Origin of the sequence: Caballeronia sp. LZ043 (assembly GCF_031451075.1) — a bacterium.
Lineage (GTDB): Bacteria > Pseudomonadota > Gammaproteobacteria > Burkholderiales > Burkholderiaceae > Caballeronia.
In genome coordinates this window covers 1-17,312 of the sequence record NZ_JARUXT010000014.1, presented here as the reverse complement: position 1 = coordinate 17,312, position 17,312 = coordinate 1, and the positions used below count along the sequence as shown (strand labels likewise).

Sequence of the window (17,312 nt, the reverse complement as noted above, 5' to 3'; positions counted from 1 at the left end):
ATACGACATGACGATCCGAACTCTTCCGGCTGCTCCGGAGGCGAAGTCGCGTCCGGGCGTTTCTTGCGATCTGTCGCCGCGCGCGCTGGAGAACTGGAATCCGTCCATCCGGGCGGCCGCCGAGGATGGCGCGAACAGCATCTCGATCTTCGATCCGATCGGATATGACCCGTGGAGCGGCGACGGCGTCACCGCGAAGCGAATCGCAGGCGCACTGCGGTCGATGGACGGCAAGGACGTGACGGTCAACATCAATTCGCCAGGTGGCGACATGTTCGAGGGGCTCGCGATCTACAACCTGCTGCGCGAATACAAGGGCGCAGTGACGGTCAAGGTTCTCGGCATTGCCGCATCAGCGGCGTCGATCATCGCCATGGCGGGTGACGACGTCCAGATTGCGCGGTCCGCGTTCCTGATGATCCACAACGGATGGGTGGTCGTCGCAGGCAACCGCAACGAGTTGCGCGAGGTCGCCGACACGCTCGAGCCGTTCGATGCGGCGATGGCTAACATCTACGCGGCGCGCACCGGCGGCGACCTGAAGTCGATGCAGAAGTTGATGGATGCCGAGACCTGGATCGCGGGCAGCGCCGCGATCGACCAAGGCTTTGCCGATTCGCTGCTGGCGTCCGACGACGTCAAGGAATCGAGCGACACCCACGCACTCGCGCAGAGCGCGGCCAAGCGCATGGATCTGCTGATGGCGCGCCAAGGCGTCCCGCGGTCCGAGCGTCGCAAGCTGATTCAAGAAATCAAGTCCGGCACGCCCAGCGCTGCCGCACCCGGTACGCCTAGCGCTGCCGAACAGAGCCTTTGGGCTCAAGTGGCCGCCGGTCTCGACGAACCGCTCGACCGGTTGCAAGCGGCAGCAGTAGCTAACTAACCACCGAGGAATCACCATGACGATGTCCGCAGAAGATCTGCTGAAGCAGGTCACCGCAAAGCTTGACCAAGCATCGAGTGACTTCAGCAAAAAGGCTGAAGACGCACTCAAGGAAGCGAAGAACGCCGGCTCGCTCTCGACCGAGACGAAGGCCGCGGTCGACAAACTGGCGACGGAATTCAACTCGCTCAACCAGGCGAAGGACAAGCTGCAGGCGCAGCTCGGCGAAGTCGAGCAAGCCTTTGCCGCGATCCCGCAGCGCGGCGCTGGCGCCGAGCGCGTGAAGACGGCAGGCGAGGAAGTCGTCGCGTCGGAGGCGCTCAAGGAATTCGCAGCGAGCGTGCAGGGCAACCGTCGCCTGAGCGTGCCGGTGCCGCGCGCGGCGCTCCTGTCGAGCGGCGTCGCAGAAGGTGTCGTCGAGCCGCAGCGTCTGCCTGGCATCGACAGCGCGCCGAAGCAGCGCCTCTTCATCCGCGACCTGATCGCGCCGGGCCGCACCACTTCGCCGGCGATCTTCTGGGTGCAGATGACCGGCTTCACGAATGCGGCCAAGGTGGTTGCGGAAGGCACGACGAAGCCGTATTCGGACATCCAGTTCGGCACGAAGATCACGCCGGTGTCGACGATCGCGCACATGTTCAAGGCGTCGAAGCAGATCCTGGACGACTTCGCGCAACTGCAGAGCACGCTGGACACGGAACTGCGCTTCGGCCTGAAATATGCCGAGGAGCAAGAAATCCTGTTCGGCGACGGCACCGGCGTGCACCTGCACGGCATCGTGCCGCAGGCCAGCGCGTTTGACCCGGCGTTCGAAGTCGCCGATCAGACGGGCATCGACGATCTGCGACTCGCCATGCTGCAAGCGCAACTGGCGCGCGTGCCGGCGACCGGCCACGTTCTGCACTTCATCGACTGGGCGAAGATCGAGCTGACGAAGGACACGCTCGGCCGCTACATCCTGGCGAATCCGCTTGGCCTCGTCGGTCCGACGCTGTGGGGCCTGCCGGTCGTCGCGACCGAGATCGCCGCGTTCCAGGGCAAGTTCTTGACTGGCTCGTTCCAGTATGGCGCGCAGATCTTCGATCGCGAAGACGCGAATGTCGTCATCTCGACCGAGAACGCCGACGACTTCGAGAAGAACATGATCTCGATCCGTTGCGAGGAGCGTCTCGCGCTCGCGGTCAAGCGTCCGGAGGCGTTCATCTACGGCTCCTTCACCGCTCCGGCCGCCGGCGGCTCGGGCACGTAAGCGTCGCAGACCTTCATTCCCGGCGGCGCGGCATCGTGTCGCCGGGTAGGAGACAGTCATGAAAGTGAAGACGAAGCGCCCGGTGTTGCACAACGGCGAGATCAAGACCGAGTTCACGACGAATGAGCAGCACGCGCGCGAGCTCGAAACGAAGGGGCTGATCGACAAGGCGCCGGCGAAGGCCGGTGAAGAGAAGCCGTCCGACGAGAAGCCCGCCTCGAAGCCGAGAGCGCGCAATGGCGGCTGATCTGATTCCGGTCGCGACCGCGCTCGCGCATCTGCGCGAGGACGCGGGCGTCGCCGACGACAACGTTGCTCTGTATCTGAGCGCGGCAATTCGAACGGCGAGCGAATATCTGAATCGGGAACTGTTCGCGAACGCCGAAGACATGGCTGCCGCCGTTCTGGCCGGCACGGCGGGCACCGATCCGATCGTGATCAACGATGCGATCCGGGCGGCAATCCTGCTGATCCTCGGCCAGCTGTACGCATACCGCGAGGATGCGGTGATCGGGACGTCGTCGAGCGTCATGCAGTTGCCGGTCGGTTCGAAGCAACTGCTTCAGCCGTTCCGCACGGGGCTCGGCGTCTGATGCGCGCGGGCGATTTGAACCGGCGCGTGCGCATCGAGCGCAACGGCGGCGGCTTCGACGACATCGGGCAGCCGATCGAAGGCTGGACGGAAGTCGCCACGGTATGGGGCAACGTCCGCATGCTGACCGGCAAGGAAACGCTCACGTCGGACGCTGACGTCGGCACCGCGTCGGCGAGCATCCGGATTCGGTACCGGACAGACATCACGAACGGCATGCGCGCCATCGTCGACGGTGTCGTGTTCAACATCGGCGCGCCGCTGCCCGATCTCGCGGGCCGCGAGTACGTCGACCTGCCGTGCACGACCGGGGCGAACAATGGCTAGTGCGGAATCCGTCACGTTCGGCGCGATCAAGGCGCTCGCCGGCGGCCGCGTGTATCCGGACGTCGCGCCGGCTGGCGCCGCGCGTCCTTTCGTCGTCTACCAGGCGGTCGGCGGCGTCGACGAAACCACGTTCGATGGCGCCGACACGCTGCAGAACAGCCGCATGCAGGTCGTCGTTTGGTCGACGACGCGCGGCGAGGCGGCAATCATCAATCAGCAGGTTCGTGCTGCGCTGACTGCAGAGCCTGTTCGCGGCGTGCCGATCGGCGCGCCGGTGAGCGTCTATGAGGACGACACGAAGCTTTACGGCAGTCAGCAAGATTTTTCCCTTTGGTACAAGGAGTGATTCATGGCCAGCACCGCAGTTAGCGCGCAGGGCAGCAAGTTTTATATCGACACGGCCGCCGACGGCGCGGCGCAGCCGACCTGGACGAAGACGAAGAACGTCAAGTCCTACAGCGGCTTCGATGGAAGCGCGAGCGAAATCGATGTCACCGATCTGGATTCGACGGCAAAGGAAAAGCGCCTCGGCCTGATCGACAACGGCTCGTTTTCCATCGACGTGAACGTCGACATGACCGATCCCGGTCAAATCGCGCTGAAGGCCGCGCAAAAGGCATCGAGCCTCGAATCGTTCAAGCTCGAATATCCGGACGGCACCGCGGACACGTTCGACGCGTTCGTCAAATCGTTTCCGATCGCAGGCGGTACCGACGCGGTCATCACCTCGACGATCTCGCTCACCATTTCGGGCCCGGTGACGACGATCGCAGCTGGAGCCTAATCGATGCTGAACCGCAGTCAAATCTTTGCGACGAACGACCTGAAGAGTGAGGTCATCGACGTTCCCGAGTGGGGCGGGCAGGTGAAGGTGGTCGTGATGACCGGCCTCGCGCGCGACGCTTTCCAGAAGGCGAACAGCGAAGCGCCGCGCGGAGTGAGCTTCTTCGAAGGCACGCTCATTGTGGCGACGGTCGTCGGCGACGACGATCAGCCGCTCTTCACGGAAGACGACATTCCACTGCTGCAGCAGCGCAGCGCGGCCGTCGTGTCGCGCATCGCTGCGGTCGCGATGCGGATCAATGGACTCGGCGTGAAGGCGACGGAGGACGCGGAAAAAAACTCCGAAGCCGCCCCGAGCGGCTCTTCTGGTTCCGACTCGCCCGCGAGCTAGGCATGTCGGTGGCGCGCTGTCAGACCGAAATCGACAGCGCCGAATTTGCTGAGTGGCTCGCGTATCACCAGGTCGAGCCATTCGGCACGCAGATGGAAGACCTTCGGGCGGGCGTGATTGCGGCAGCGACGTACAACGTCAACCGCGACACGAAGAAGCGGCCTGAGCCGTTTGGTCCTTCGGACGTCATCCCATGGATTGGCGGCCTCGCGAAGCAGGAGGAGCCAGTTCCTATCCTGCTCGACGACCCGGTCGCGCAGTCGAACCTGATGCGCGCATCAATCTTCGGACGCTCGCGAAATGCCAAAGCTGCTTGAGATCTCGAATCCGGACGGTTTCCCCGAGTTGCTTCGGCGCATGGATGACGCGCTGAGCGAATCGGCGATTCGAACGGCGGGCGCCGCAGCGGCGAGAGTCCTTCTCGAAGAGGCGCAGCGGCGCGTGCCAATTGGTTGGATTCAGCGACATCAAGGAACGAAAAAGTTTCCGATCGGCTTCGGTCGTGACTCGCTGCTTGCAGCGTATCTGCCGGAGAAGTCGGTGCCGGGCCGCCAGGCAACATATGTGGTCACGTGGGCATCGGAAGCCTATTACCTTCGCTTCGTTGAATATGGAACGTCCAAGATGGCGGCGCGGCCTTTCTTCAGGCCGGCCATCGATGCGACGAAGATGGCCCGAGACTACGCAGTGATCGAAGCAATCGACAAAAAGCTCGCAGAGGCGAAACTTGGCTAACGAAACTCGATACGAACTAAGCGTCAACTCGGACGGCGTCGCCTCCGGGCTGCAAAAAGCGCGCTCGAGCTGGCAAGCCTATACCGCCTCGGTGGAGCAAGCGTCTGCCCGACAGGCCGCCGCGCAGAAAGCAGTCGACGAAGCTCGTGACAACGGCGTTGCCGTCAACTCGCGCATGATCAACGCCACGAAGCGATTCATCGACTCTTTGGCGCAGGAAGCCGCGGCCGCCGGCAAGACGCGCGCGCAGCTGCTCGAAATGCGAGCGGCGCAGCTGGGCGTTTCTGATGCAGCATCTGGCTATATCGCACAGATTCAAGCTGCATCCGCCGCGTCGTCGAAAGCTGGCGAGGCGGCACACAGTTTCAGCCTGAATTCCGCGTCCGCGCGCCGCGAGCTTGCAGTGCTTGCGCACGAAGCCTCGCAGGGCTCGTGGAAGAATTTCGGCGGCTCCTTGTTAGTGCTGGCTGAACGTACGGACGCACTATCTCTCGTGATGAGTCCGCTCGGACTCGCGATCGGCGCGACGGCCGGCGCGGCCGCATTGTTCTTTCACACGATTGCCGATGGCGCGAGCCAACAATCAGCATTCGAGAAAGCAATCATCAGCACGAGCGGTGCCCTCGGCGTATCTGCAGAGCAGATGATGGCGATCTCGAACACGCTTGCCGATCAGAAGACGTCGTTGTCGGCAGCGCGTGAAACGCTGGCAGCATTGGCCGATACCGGCCGATTCACAGGCGATAGTTTCGCACTGGCAGGCCGCGCGGCCGTATCCATGAGCGAGGACACCGGCATCAGCGCGGACAAGGCCGTGGAGTCGCTGGTCAAGCTTCACGATAACGTCCTCGCATGGGTGGAGGCGTATCAGGAGCAGCACCATACCTTCAACGCTGCCCAAATCGAGGAAATCGAAGGGTACGCACGCGCGGGTGACGCGGCGGCCGCGGAGAAGGCCGTGATGCTCGACCTGATAGCCGCGCATGAGAGGGTAGAGGCAAGCGTCAAACGTGCCAACCAGAGTGGCGGCTTTCTTGCTGATTTGAAGCAGGGATGGGATGACATCGTCGATGTCGTGAGGCAGTACAAGAACGCGATTGCGAACATCGGTGTTCCAGACGGAATCACGAAGCAAATTGGCGATCAGCTGGCGCGCGTCGAGGCAGCTCAGAAAGCCGTGGATCAGTTGAAGGGTGGATCCTCGTTCAGCGTCGACGCGGCGAAGCAGCAACTCGCCGCAGAAACGCAACTTCTCAATGACTTGAGAAGCAAGCAGGCCGACATTTTCAAGCAGAACCGAAAGGCGGCGCAGGATGCCCAATCAGGTGATGCGGCCGTCGCCGTAGGCAAGTATCTGAGCGATACGAAATTCGCGACCCCTCTCGAGCAACGCAACCTCGCGATCAAGAAGGAAAACGCTGACTTCGCTGCGGCGACGAAGGATCTCGACAAGACAGCTTCTGACTTCGTGGCAGCCGAAAAGCGGCACGCAGGCAACCTCGCTGAAATCGAGAAGCAATACCAGAGCCGGAACGGATCGAAGTCGGCAGCGAGCGCGGCGGCGGCCGCCGCCCAGAACGCCATCAACGCGCAACTGGCCGCCCTCGACCAGCAGCAAAAGGACATCGAGACGAAACTGAAGGCATCGCTCGACCACATCAAGAGCCTGCAGGATCAGGGCGTCATCACGCAGGAAGACGCGCTTCAGCAGATCCACAATGCGCGTGCGGCCGCGCTCCAGGACGAGCTGAAGATCGAGCAGCAGCAGGTCGAAATCGCGCAGGGCAAAAAGCAGAAATCAGCGATCGAGAAGTACGCCGGCGAGGTGATAGCCACGCAGGACAAGATCGCCGCGAACGACCAGCAGTTCACCGACGACTCGGCAAAGCTTGCGGCGAAGCGGGCAGCGGACCTCAAGGTCTACACGAACGCATTGCAGCAACAACTGGCCACGCAGCAGGCTGCAGCAGATTCTCAGCTTGCCGGCCTGAGCATGGGCAGCAACGACCGCGCGGACTTCGAGCGCCTGCTCGCCATTCGCCAGGACTATGACCGTAAGGTCGCCGACCTTGCCAAGCAGCGCACGGAAAACCGCATCGGCCAGCAGCAGTACGACGATGAGCTTGCGGCGACGCAGAGCTATTACAACCAGTCCGTGGCGATCGCGCAGAAGTCGTCGGCCGATATTCGCGCGGCGAATGCCGACTGGACGACCGGCGCGCGCCGGGCGATGGCTGACTACGCGGATGATGCGGCGAACGTCGCGGCTTCGACGGCATCCACCTTCCAGGATGCGTTCCGCGGGATGGAAGACGCTTTCGCGAGCTTCGTCACGACGGGAAAGCTCGATTTCAAGAGCTTGGCTACCAGCGCCATCGCGGACATCGCGCGCATACAGGCGCGCGCCGCGATCTCCGGCCTGTTCAATTTCGCGGCGAGTGCAATCGGATCCTATTATGCGCCCGGCTCGACTTCGGCAGGGTTGGGCCTGTCAGGCACGACAGCGGTCGCGGATGCTACGGCGTCCAGCTATTCCGGATCGGTGACGGCGACGCCGTTCCATCTTGCCACTGGTGGACATGTGACCGGCGCAGGGACCGGAACATCCGATTCGATTCCCGCGTGGCTCTCGAACGGCGAATACGTGATGAGCGCAGATGCCGTGCGACGCATCGGTATCGGCGCGCTCGACGCGGCGAACGAAGGGCGGCATGTGAACGGCGCGGCGCGTTTCGCGAGCGGCGGCTATGTCGGCGCCGCTGCGAGCGCCTCGCACGCCGGCGGCGGCGACATCAACATCGACGCGCCCGTGACCGTGCAGGGCGGCGCGGACGCCGGCGCCAACGCATCCGGCGCGGCCGATCTGCAGAAGAAGATCAAGGCAGCGATCAAGGCTGTCGTCAACGATGAGCGCAAGCAAGGCGGCGCGCTCTGGAAGATGAAAAACGGGATCGCGTAATGGCTGACACCTTCATCTGGAAGCCGACCGTCGCAAGCACGTCGGGAACGACGACGCTGAAGACGCGCAAGGCGCAGTTTGGCGACGGATACGCGCAGCGTGTCGCTGACGGCCTGAATAACGCGTCGTCGAGTTTCAGCCTGCAGTTCGTCAACGACGCCGCGACCATCAGCGCGATCCTCGCGTTCCTGCGCGCGCACGCGGGCGCAACTGCGTTTCTCTGGACGCCGCTGCTTTGGACGGCGCCCGGGTTGTTCACCTGCGAATCCTTCTCCGAGCCGACGCGTGACGGCGCCGTCTACACGATCACCGCGACGTTCGATCAAACCTTCGCACCTTAAATCTCGATGGCCACTCTCCAGAAAGTCAATCTCGGCACTCCGCCGACAGCCGTTGACGGCGACACCGTGCGCGGCGCAAACACGAAGGCCAACGCGAACGTCGACGTGCTGAACGCGCAGGCTGCTCTGACCAGCGCGGCGGCCACGATCACGACCGCCCAGGCGCTGACTGCGGTGCACGTCGGCAAACGCGTGAACATCAGCCTCGCCGCGGCCGGAACGATCAACGTTCCATCAGCGGCGACGATGGGCCTCGACGGCGTCGTGCATTTGCGCAACGTGGGCACGACGCTCGTGACGCTTGCGGTCGCGGCGGGATCGGGCGATACGATCGCGCTCACAAAGCTGTATGGCGGTGAGTCGGCGCTACTCGATTCAGACGGCACGCACGCTATTGGTTGCCTCATGCGGGGTCGGCCGAACACTGACAACGAGATCGTGATTGGCAACGAGACGATCGGCGGAACACTGGCGGTAGGCGGCGCCATCACCGCTTCCGGTGGGTTCTCGGCGCGTCCGTCCTTCGCCGGTAATCTGGCATGGGACGCAGGCAACTTCAATCCCGCTGCGCTCTCGGCTGCGACGGTCATGACGTTTACCGTGAACGGTGCCGAGCGACAACGGATCGACGCAAACGGCTTCGTTCATATCAACGAGACGTCCGGGTGGATTGGCGCACCGCTTTCGGTCCGAGCGAATAGTGTTGCAACTGCGTGGGCAATTTCCTCCTACGGAGCCTATCAGGCGGGTGGTGGGTGCTATCTCGGCCGCGTCGAGTCTCCCCAGTCTGGATTCGCTGGTTGGTTCTTCGGGAGCACGCAATGTGGATCCATTACCACGCCGAACGGTTCAAGCACCAATTACAACACCACGTCTGATTACCGGCTGAAGACCAACTATGTGCCGATCCCGGATGCGGGAGCCGCGCTGAGCCGCATCAAGTTCTACCAAGGCGAATTTAAGGCTGTTCCCGGTGAGGTCGCGCACTACGTTCTCGCGCATGAATTGCAAGAGGTCGTCCCATCTGCCGTCACCGGTGAGAAAGACGCCATGGGTGACTGGTATGCCGTCTATCGCGACGGATACGACCCGGCGGATGTTCAACCGGAAGACATCGTCGACGCTCGGCAGGACATCGTCGCCCAGGCTGTCGACTATTCGAAGCTGGTGCCGCTGCTCGGCGCCGCGCTCCAGGAAGCGCTCGCGCGCATCGCGGTGCTTGAAGCGAAGGCGGCAGCATGACCATCGTCGCCGACATCCAGCAGCTCGAACCGGGGCGCCTGGTCGAACTGTTCGAAGTCGACTGCACGGCGATCGGTGGCGACCTGCTGCGCTTCCAGGGGCATCTGCAAACCGCTTCGATCTTCTGGCAGGGGAACGAATACAAGCCGTGGCCGATTCAGGCGACCGGCTTCGAACACACGTCTGACGCGCAGCAGCCCGAGCCGAAGCTGACGGTCGCGAACGTCGACGGCACGATCTCGGCGCTGTGCGTGTATTTAGCCGACCTGGTCGGCGCCAAGGTGCGTCGCCGGCGCACGCTCAGCAAATACCTCGACGCGGTCAATTTTCCGGGCGGCAACCCGACGGCGGACCCGACCGAGGAGATGGCCACCGAGCTCTGGTACATCGAGCAGAAGAGCAGCGAGACGAACGTGCAGGTCGAGTTCACGCTGTCCAGCGCGCTCGACTTTGGCGGCCAGCAGCTGCCGGCGCGTCAGATCGTCACGATCTGCCAGTGGCAATACCGCGATGCCAACTGCGGTTACACGGGCTCGGCGTACTTCGATGCGAACGATCAGCCGGTGAGCGACCCCGCGCTTGACCGATGCAGCAAACGGATCAGCGGCTGTGAATGCCGCTTCGGCGTCAACGAGCCGCTCAGTTTCGGCGGCTTCCTCAGCGACACCCTTTCCTGATGAACGAAGAGACGAAGAAAGCGATCGCGGATCACGCGCTCGCGGAACATCCGCGCGAGTCGTGCGGACTCGTCGTGCTGCACGACGGGCTCGAGCGCTACGTCCCGTGCCGCAACCTGTCGGCCGCGCCCGGCGAGCACTTCGTGATGTCGCCCGAGGACTATGCGCTGGCGGAGGACATGGGCCCGATTGTCGCAGTCGTGCACTCGCATCCCGGCGCGCCGGCGCGGCCGAGCATGGCTGACAAGGCCATGGCCGAGAAGAGCGGCGTCGACACGTGGGTGATCGTCTCGGTGGGCGTGCAGCCGGACGGAACCAACGCCGTCGAGGACTGGTGCGAGTTCGGTCCGAGCGGCTACGTCGCGCCGCTCATCGGCCGCGAGTGGGCGCACGGAACGCTCGACTGCTACAGCATCGTGCGGGACTGGTACCGGCTCGAGCGCGGCATCGACCTGCCGGACTTCGAGCGCGCGGATCGCTGGTGGGAGGACGGCGCGTCGAGCCTCTACATGGATCACTTCGCCGAGGCGGGCTTCGTCGACGTCGGCCAGGACGCCGACCTCCGGCCGGGCGACGTGTTGCTGATGCAGATCCGCAGCAAGAACGATGTGCCGAATCACGCCGGCGTCTATCTCGGCGGCGGGGTGATGCTGCACCACATGCACGGACGCCTGTCGGGCCGCACGGTGTGGGGCGGCATGTGGGCGCACGCGCTGCGCACGGTGCTTCGCTACCAGGGAGAAGCGGCATGACCGAGAAGCTCCGCACGATCCGGCTGTATGGCGTGCTCGGCGCGCGCTTCGGCCGCGTGCATACGCTCGCGGTGTCGTCGACGGCCGAGGCGGTGCGCGCCCTCGGCGTGCTGCTGCCGGGCTTCCGCAAATTCATGCTGTGCGCGAAAGACAGCGGTCTGACGTTCGCTGTCTTCAACGGCCGCCGAAACCTGGCCGAGGAAGCGCTCGACCATCCTGTTGGCGAGGAGGAAATCCGCATCGCGCCCGTCCTGATCGGCAGTAAGTCGGGCGGCCTGTTTCAGACCATCCTGGGTGCCGCCCTTATCGCCGTCGCGGTCATCAACCCGGCCAGTTTTCTGACGGCGCCAGCTGCTGCTTCCCTTCTCGGACTGGGCGCTTCGATGGCGCTCGGCGGCGTCGTGCAAATGCTGAGCCCGCAGACTGGCGGACTCGCGAGTTCGAGCGGAGAAAACGGCACTTCCTACTACTTCAACGGGCCGGTGAACAGCGCGGCGCAAGGCGACTGCGTGCCGTTGGTTTATGGCCGTATGCGCGTCGGTTCGAAGGTAATTAGCGCCGGCATCTATTCCGAGGACCAAGCCTGATGCTCATCCGTGGATCCAAGGGCGGCGGCTCTTCGAGCACGCCGACGGAATCGCCGGACAGCTTGCGTTCGGTCGCCTATGCCAAGGTGCTGGATCTCATTTCTGAAGGGCCGATTCTTGGCCTCGTGGCCGGACTGCAGTCGGTCTATCTGGACGACACGCCGATCCAGAATGCCGACGGTTCGACCAACTTCACGAACTACTCGCTGGATACTCGGACAGGCACGCAGGACCAGACATATATGTCTGGTTTTCCGTCTGTTGAGAACGAAATCACGGTCGGTACGGCTCTGACGTCTGACACGCCATGGGTTCACCAGCTCCAAGATACGCAGCTCACCGCCGCGCGCATCCGATTTGGGGTGCCTCAGTTCCAGCAGTCGAACCAGACGACAGGCGACATCACAGGCTACCGAGTCGAGTATGCGATCGACGTCGCGGTGGATGGCGGTGCGTACGCGCAGGTTCTGACCGGCGCGTTCGACGGCAAGGCGACGTCGCTCTATGAGCGCAGTGTGCGTGTAGAACTGCCGCCGGCGACGACCGGATGGCTCGTGCGTGTCCGCCGCCTCACGCCGAATGCGCACAGCGCGCTGGTCGCCGACACGACCAACATCGAGGCGATCACCGAAATCATAGATAGGAAGTTGCGCTATCCGATGAGCGCGCTGGCCGGGCTTACATTCGATGCGCAGTCTTTCAGTTCGGTGCCGACGCGGTCATATGACGTCTATGGCCTGATCGTTCGTGTTCCCGACACCTACGATCCTGTGCTTCGGACCTATTCGGGGACCTGGCAGGGTACCTTCAAGACGGCATGGACTGACAACCCAGCGTGGATCTTCTACGACCTCGTGCTCAACGACCGATACGGTCTCGGCAAGCTCGTCGACGCGTCGATGCTCGACAAGTGGAACCTGTATGAGATCGCACAGTATTGCGATGTTATGGTGTCGGACGGCAAAGGCGGGCAGGAGCCGCGCTTCACGTGCAACGCCGTGATTCAGTCGCGCGCGGATGCCTACAAGGTCTTGCAGGATCTCGCGACGGTATTCCGCGGCATCGCCTACTGGGGGCCGGGTCAGGTCGTCGCCAACGCCGACATGCCACAGGATGCTGACTATGTCTACACGGCGGCGAACGTGGTCAATGGGGCATTCGAATACGTCGGCTCGGCACGCAAGACGCGCTACACGACTGCGCTGATCAGTTGGAATGACCCGGCGAACAGCTATCAGCAGGCCGTCGAGTACGTGCCCGACGAAGACGGCATGGCGCGCTATGGTGTGATGAAGGCCGAGATCACGGCGTTCGGCACGACTTCGCAGGGGCAGGCGCATCGGCTTGGCCTGTGGACGCTCCTTACGAGCCGTTACGAGACGAACACGGTCTCTTTCCAGGTCGGGCTCGATGCCACCCTCTGCCCGCCGGGCACGGTCATCGCCGTGGCCGACCCGGCGAAGGCAGGACGGCGCACCGGCGGCCGCCTCCGCGCGGCGGCGGGGCGAATCGTCACGCTCGACAAGGCGCCGACGATCGCCGCCGGCGACACGCTGACTGTCATCCTGCCGACGGGGCTCGCTCAGAAGCGGACGGTGCAGAGCGTGGCAGGCGATGCCGTCACCGTTTCCGAGGTCTTCACGACGACGCCGTCGGCCGGCGCAATCTGGATGGTGGAGAGCGCTGATCTCGCGTCACAGCTGTTCCGCATCGTGAGCGTGCAGGAATCGGACGACGACGGCCAGATCACCTACACGATCAACGCCACGCAGTACGAACCCGGCAAGTATGCTGCGATCGACAACGGCGCCGCGATCCAGGTGCGACCAATCACCGTCATCCCGCCTTCTGTGCAGCCGCCGCCGGCGAACGTGCGCGTGTCGACCTACTCGGTGGTAGATCAAGGCATCTCGAAGACCGTCATGGTCATCGCGTGGGATGCCGCCTCGAATGCGGTGAACTATCTCCCCGAGTGGCGCAAGGACAATGGCGACTGGGTCTCTGCAAACGAGACCGGCGGCCTGCAGGTCGAGGTGAGCGGCATCTATCAGGGCACGTACCTCGCCCGCGTGCGTGCACAAAATGCCATGGGCGTGACGTCCATTCCGGCGTACGGCGTCGACACCCAGTTGACCGGCAAGACGAGCCCGCCGCCGGCGCTGGTGTCGCTCACGACGACCACGCAGGTATTCGCCATCCAACTGGACTGGGCTTTCCCGGCCGACGGCTCCGCGGGGGACACGGCATACACGGACGTCTGGTACAGCAAGACGAACGATCGCGACACCGCGACTCGCCTTTCGCTCTATCCGTATCCGCAGGCTCGCGCGAATCTGATGGGGCTCGCCGCGGGCCAGTCGTTCTATTTCTGGGCGCGCTTGGTCGACACGACGGGCAACATCGGGCCGTGGTATCCGACCACGGCGCAGGGCGTGCTGGGGCAAAGCAGCAGCGACGCGACGGAGATCCTGTCCTATCTGACCGGCCAAATCACGGCCACGCAGCTCGCACAGGATCTGCTCTCGAACATTCAGGCGATTCCGGATCTTCAGCAGACGGTCGAGGAGACGGCGGCCGCGATCACGCAGGAGTCGCAGACCCGCTCTGATGCGGATAGCGCGCTGTCCGAGCGCCTCGACGTCGTCAGCGCGCAGGTGCTGTTGCCGCCGTTGGCGGGAAGCACCGGCGACTACGCGGGTTCGACGCAGATCTACGCGGGCGTGTGGTCCGAGCAGAGCGCGCGCGCCGAGGCCGACCTCGCAATCGCAAAGAATGTCGAGACCGTCACGGCGCAGATCACGTCGAACAATTCGACGTTGATTGCGGCGGTTCAGACCGAGACGCAGGCTCGGATCGACGCGGATAGCGCGCAGGCCTCGCAGATCACGACGATCCAATCGACTGCGAACAATGCGCAGGCCTTGGCGCAGACCGCATCGAATTCCTACGCGGACATCAACGGACGCGTTGCAGCGTCGTATCAGATCAAGACGCAGATCACCGCGAATGGCCGCACCTACATTGCCGGCATCGGTGTGGGCGTCGACAACACGAGCGGCACGGTCGAATCTCAGGTGCTCGTCGCGGCGAGCCGCTTCGCAGTGCTCGACCCAAACGGATCGGCGGTCAGCGCGCCGTTTGTGATCCAAGGCGGCCAGACGTTCCTCAATCAGGCGTTCATCGGCACCGGCTGGATCACCAACGCGATGATTGGCGACACGATCCAGAGCAACAACTTCGTGTCCGGGCAGCAGGGCTGGCAGATCAACAAGGCGGGCTCGTTCGAGATCAACGGCACCGGCGGCGGCGGCCGCAATCTGCTCAACGCGAACGGCCAACAGGTCTATGACTCGGCAGGCACGCTGCGCGTGCGGCTTGGATACATCCCCTGATGGCCTACGGACTTGAGTGCTACGACTCAGCCGGTAACCCCGTGCTGAAGGTCACGGATCGCATCACGCGGTTCGCTGGGCAGTTCGACACCGGCACGGCGTCAGGATCGCTCTCTGTGCCGGTGTTCTCGAACGGAACGCCCTGGTTCACCGTTCGCGACATTGATCCGTTCTCGCAGTCAACCGTGCCGCCGTCCGTGTCGATCAGCGGAAGCACGATCAGTTGGACGTTTCCGGCGACCTCCTATCCGAACCGGTCGGTCCGCGTGCAGTATGGGGTGTTTTGATGGCTGACTTCGGCCTGCAGGTGTTCAACTCGTCTGGAAACGTCCAGATCGACAGCACCTTCAAGAATCTGGGTCTGCGCGAGAAGGGCACGGTTGTTTCCGGCGGTTCGCCGTCGGGTGGCACTGGTTGGTATCTCGCGACGCTCACCGTGAGCGCGGGCATCAGCCCGCTGATCGCGTGGCGCTCGTCCGGCAAGTGCTACCTCCGCTACTCGACAGTCTCTGGAAGCAGCATCACCTACTACTTCCATTGCCAGGGCGCCGGTGTGAGCGTGCAGTACTGGATCTTCGACGATCTGGCGACTGCAACGCTGTCCGGGAACTATGGGCTGCAGGTCTTCAACAGCGCGGGCGGGCTCGTCTTCGACTCGCGCACGAAGTACATGCGGGTGGTTGATACGCTGAGTTCGCCCGGCGGCCTATCGGGTGAGCCTATGGACACGGGCATCACGCGCAGCTACGGGGGGACGCCGGCTGTGGTGCAAGGACAGTTGCGCTACATCGTCCAGAACAACGGCACGGGAACGGGCAATCCCGTCACTGTCATCAGCGTTTTGACCCTGCCGGCGGTGTCGTTCTCGGGGTCCAGTGTCACGTGGAAAACAGACAACCCAGCGACATCAACCTTCACCGGGCAAACGGTCCCTGAGAGCCAGATGCACCTGCCATACGACTATTTGGTTCTCGACGTCTCAAACATCTAGGAGAGCAGCACATGGCAATCATCATCGACTACGTCACGCCCGGCACTGGCGCGACGGCGGCCTATCACGTCGTGCAACAGGTGACCATCGACTATCGCAACGCCCGTAGCGCCGCACAGCTCGAGTCGTTCGTGAGCAAGGAGACGTACGACGACGGCAAGCAACCGGTGTTCAGCCAGTCGATCGAGTTCGCTGAACTGCCGGCGGCGGGACTGGATGCGCGCTCGTACGCGGAGCAGAAGATTGTCGCGCCGGCCGACGACAAGACGTCGCCGACAGCAGCGCGGCAGTACTTCATCGGCGCCCAGATCGCCGAGTAAGAGCAGGCCAGATAGGAGAGAGCCGCCCTCGGGCGGCATTTTTATGCCCGGAAGACCGGCGAGATTACGAGGGCAGCACTGATGTCGGAATTCTGGACAGAAGGCGTCAAGGCGGTGGCGGCCGCACTGACGGGCGCGGGTTCGTTCTGGGTCGGCGGCCGCGCATGGCGTCAGATCGACCGCAAGCGGCAGGCAGAGAGCGAGGGCGACGCGCGCATCGTCCGGGCGGAGTCAGACGGGCAGGTCGAGGCGATTTCGCGCTTCGAGAAACTCGCGACGCTGGCAGAGGAGCGCGCGGCGCGCGCCGAGGCGCGTGAACTTGCTGCCATCGAACGCGCCGATCGCTATGAAGAGCTGATGCGGGCTGCAGTGAAGCAAGCAGACGAGGCGGAGCGACGCGCGGCGCGCGCCGAAGCGGAAGTCAAGGAACTCAAGGATCGGGTCGCCAGGCTCGAGAACAACAGGTCGGAGGAACGCTGATGTCAAGGCTTCGAGATTGGCGATGGTGGGTGCTGGGGCTCGGCGTGATAGGCGGCTTGTTGGGCGTCGCGGCTGGCGGTTTCTTCATCGGGCAGTGGGGCATGTCTGTTGATCGTGCCGACTGGGCCAAGGAGCGCGCCGGCTATATCAAGCGATTCCCCGAAGTCCGCACCGAGGCGCGCAATGCGTGCGTGGCCGAATACGAAGGCAAGGTTCAGCAGTTGCAGCAACAGAATCAGCAGAACGTCCAGGCGCTGTCGGACCTGCGATCGCTGATCACCGACACGCACGATGTCGCGCAATACACGCTGCGGTTCCTCGGCGACCGCGCGAAGCTGACCGACGCGCGGCAGGCGGCGCTGATCAAGCAGGCCCGGCAGGCCGCTGCGGCCGCCACGGTTGCGGCACAGAAAACCGAAGCCGTCGAGCAGAAGGTCACGGTCGCGACCGCGAAGGCCGTCGAGGCAGCGAGCACAGCGAAGGCCGTCGACAAGAAGCTGGACACCGCCGTACAGCCGGCGCTGCCGCCGCAGCCGTGGGCGGGAAACCGCCGCTGACCGTGTCACCGATCTCATCACCAGCCCGGCCGCGCGCCGGGCTTTTCATTTCTG

General features: G+C 63.7%; 22 protein-coding genes. All 22 read left to right on the top strand.

From position 1 onward, the window contains the following. Window positions 1-7: 7 nt before the first annotated feature. The gene (locus tag QCE64_RS35550) at window positions 8-883 is read left to right on the top strand and encodes a head maturation protease, ClpP-related (protein ID WP_404987912.1); all 876 of its coding nucleotides are present in this window, start codon (window positions 8-10) and stop codon (window positions 881-883) included. A gap of 16 nt (window positions 884-899) precedes the next feature. After that, window positions 900-2,132 (top strand): phage major capsid protein, encoded by a 1,233-nt coding sequence (locus QCE64_RS35545; RefSeq protein WP_310008955.1) that lies wholly within the window; start codon window positions 900-902, stop codon window positions 2,130-2,132. 58 nt (window positions 2,133-2,190) lie between these two features. After that, window positions 2,191-2,379 (top strand): hypothetical protein, encoded by a 189-nt coding sequence (locus tag QCE64_RS35540; RefSeq protein ID WP_310008953.1) that lies wholly within the window; start codon window positions 2,191-2,193, stop codon window positions 2,377-2,379. Further along, a complete protein-coding gene (locus tag QCE64_RS35535; protein ID WP_310008951.1) occupies window positions 2,369-2,725 on the top strand; it encodes a head-tail connector protein in 357 nt (118 codons plus the stop codon). The genes QCE64_RS35540 and QCE64_RS35535 overlap by 11 nt, the downstream gene beginning before the upstream one ends. Then, on the top strand, window positions 2,725-3,051 hold the full coding sequence (locus QCE64_RS35530) for a phage head closure protein (protein WP_310008949.1): 327 nt from the start codon (window positions 2,725-2,727) through the stop codon (window positions 3,049-3,051). The genes QCE64_RS35535 and QCE64_RS35530 overlap by 1 nt, the downstream gene beginning before the upstream one ends. Beyond that, window positions 3,044-3,397, top strand: a complete 354-nt coding sequence (locus tag QCE64_RS35525) for a DUF3168 domain-containing protein (RefSeq protein WP_310008947.1) — start codon at window positions 3,044-3,046, stop codon at window positions 3,395-3,397. The genes QCE64_RS35530 and QCE64_RS35525 overlap by 8 nt, the downstream gene beginning before the upstream one ends. 3 nt (window positions 3,398-3,400) lie before the next feature. Beyond that, window positions 3,401-3,835 carry a phage tail tube protein gene (locus tag QCE64_RS35520; RefSeq protein WP_310008945.1) on the top strand — a complete coding sequence of 145 codons (435 nt, stop codon included), beginning with the start codon at window positions 3,401-3,403 and terminating at the stop codon, window positions 3,833-3,835. Window positions 3,836-3,838: 3 nt separating this feature from the next. Further along, complete coding sequence (locus tag QCE64_RS35515) at window positions 3,839-4,225, top strand: hypothetical protein (protein ID WP_310008944.1); 387 nt, start codon at window positions 3,839-3,841, stop codon at window positions 4,223-4,225. Window positions 4,226-4,227: 2 nt separating this feature from the next. Beyond that, window positions 4,228-4,542, top strand: a complete 315-nt coding sequence (locus QCE64_RS35510) for a hypothetical protein (protein WP_310008941.1) — start codon at window positions 4,228-4,230, stop codon at window positions 4,540-4,542. Beyond that, the gene (locus QCE64_RS35505) at window positions 4,526-4,960 is read left to right on the top strand and encodes an HK97-gp10 family putative phage morphogenesis protein (RefSeq protein ID WP_310008939.1); all 435 of its coding nucleotides are present in this window, start codon (window positions 4,526-4,528) and stop codon (window positions 4,958-4,960) included. The genes QCE64_RS35510 and QCE64_RS35505 overlap by 17 nt, the downstream gene beginning before the upstream one ends. 175 nt (window positions 4,961-5,135) lie before the next feature. After that, window positions 5,136-7,919: a phage tail tape measure protein gene (locus QCE64_RS35500; RefSeq protein WP_310008937.1), complete on the top strand. Its 2,784-nt coding sequence runs from the start codon at window positions 5,136-5,138 to the stop codon at window positions 7,917-7,919. Further along, window positions 7,919-8,260 (top strand): phage tail protein, encoded by a 342-nt coding sequence (locus QCE64_RS35495; RefSeq protein WP_310008935.1) that lies wholly within the window; start codon window positions 7,919-7,921, stop codon window positions 8,258-8,260. The genes QCE64_RS35500 and QCE64_RS35495 overlap by 1 nt, the downstream gene beginning before the upstream one ends. A 6-nt stretch (window positions 8,261-8,266) precedes the next feature. Next, complete coding sequence (locus QCE64_RS35490; protein ID WP_310008934.1) at window positions 8,267-9,502, top strand: hypothetical protein; 1,236 nt, start codon at window positions 8,267-8,269, stop codon at window positions 9,500-9,502. Continuing rightward, window positions 9,499-10,179: a phage minor tail protein L gene (locus QCE64_RS35485; RefSeq protein ID WP_310008932.1), complete on the top strand. Its 681-nt coding sequence runs from the start codon at window positions 9,499-9,501 to the stop codon at window positions 10,177-10,179. Before QCE64_RS35490 ends, QCE64_RS35485 begins: the two co-directional genes overlap by 4 nt. After that, window positions 10,179-10,931, top strand: coding sequence for a C40 family peptidase (locus QCE64_RS35480; protein WP_310008930.1), 753 nt, complete (start codon window positions 10,179-10,181; stop codon window positions 10,929-10,931). The genes QCE64_RS35485 and QCE64_RS35480 overlap by 1 nt, the downstream gene beginning before the upstream one ends. Further along, window positions 10,928-11,518 (top strand): tail assembly protein, encoded by a 591-nt coding sequence (locus tag QCE64_RS35475; RefSeq protein ID WP_310008928.1) that lies wholly within the window; start codon window positions 10,928-10,930, stop codon window positions 11,516-11,518. The genes QCE64_RS35480 and QCE64_RS35475 overlap by 4 nt, the downstream gene beginning before the upstream one ends. Next, window positions 11,518-14,910, top strand: a complete 3,393-nt coding sequence (locus tag QCE64_RS35470) for a host specificity protein J (RefSeq protein WP_310008926.1) — start codon at window positions 11,518-11,520, stop codon at window positions 14,908-14,910. The genes QCE64_RS35475 and QCE64_RS35470 overlap by 1 nt, the downstream gene beginning before the upstream one ends. Further along, window positions 14,910-15,197, top strand: a complete 288-nt coding sequence (locus QCE64_RS35465) for a hypothetical protein (RefSeq protein WP_310008924.1) — start codon at window positions 14,910-14,912, stop codon at window positions 15,195-15,197. The genes QCE64_RS35470 and QCE64_RS35465 overlap by 1 nt, the downstream gene beginning before the upstream one ends. Next, window positions 15,197-15,901 carry a hypothetical protein gene (locus QCE64_RS35460; RefSeq protein ID WP_310008921.1) on the top strand — a complete coding sequence of 235 codons (705 nt, stop codon included), beginning with the start codon at window positions 15,197-15,199 and terminating at the stop codon, window positions 15,899-15,901. The genes QCE64_RS35465 and QCE64_RS35460 overlap by 1 nt, the downstream gene beginning before the upstream one ends. Before the next feature lie 11 nt (window positions 15,902-15,912). Then, window positions 15,913-16,221 carry a hypothetical protein gene (locus tag QCE64_RS35455; protein WP_310008919.1) on the top strand — a complete coding sequence of 103 codons (309 nt, stop codon included), beginning with the start codon at window positions 15,913-15,915 and terminating at the stop codon, window positions 16,219-16,221. Window positions 16,222-16,302: 81 nt separating this feature from the next. Then, entirely contained in the window at window positions 16,303-16,701 is a 399-nt protein-coding gene (locus tag QCE64_RS35450) for a hypothetical protein (protein ID WP_310008917.1), read from the top strand. Between the two features lie 29 nt (window positions 16,702-16,730). Continuing rightward, complete coding sequence (locus QCE64_RS35445; RefSeq protein WP_310008915.1) at window positions 16,731-17,258, top strand: hypothetical protein; 528 nt, start codon at window positions 16,731-16,733, stop codon at window positions 17,256-17,258. Window positions 17,259-17,312: the final 54 nt, after the last annotated feature.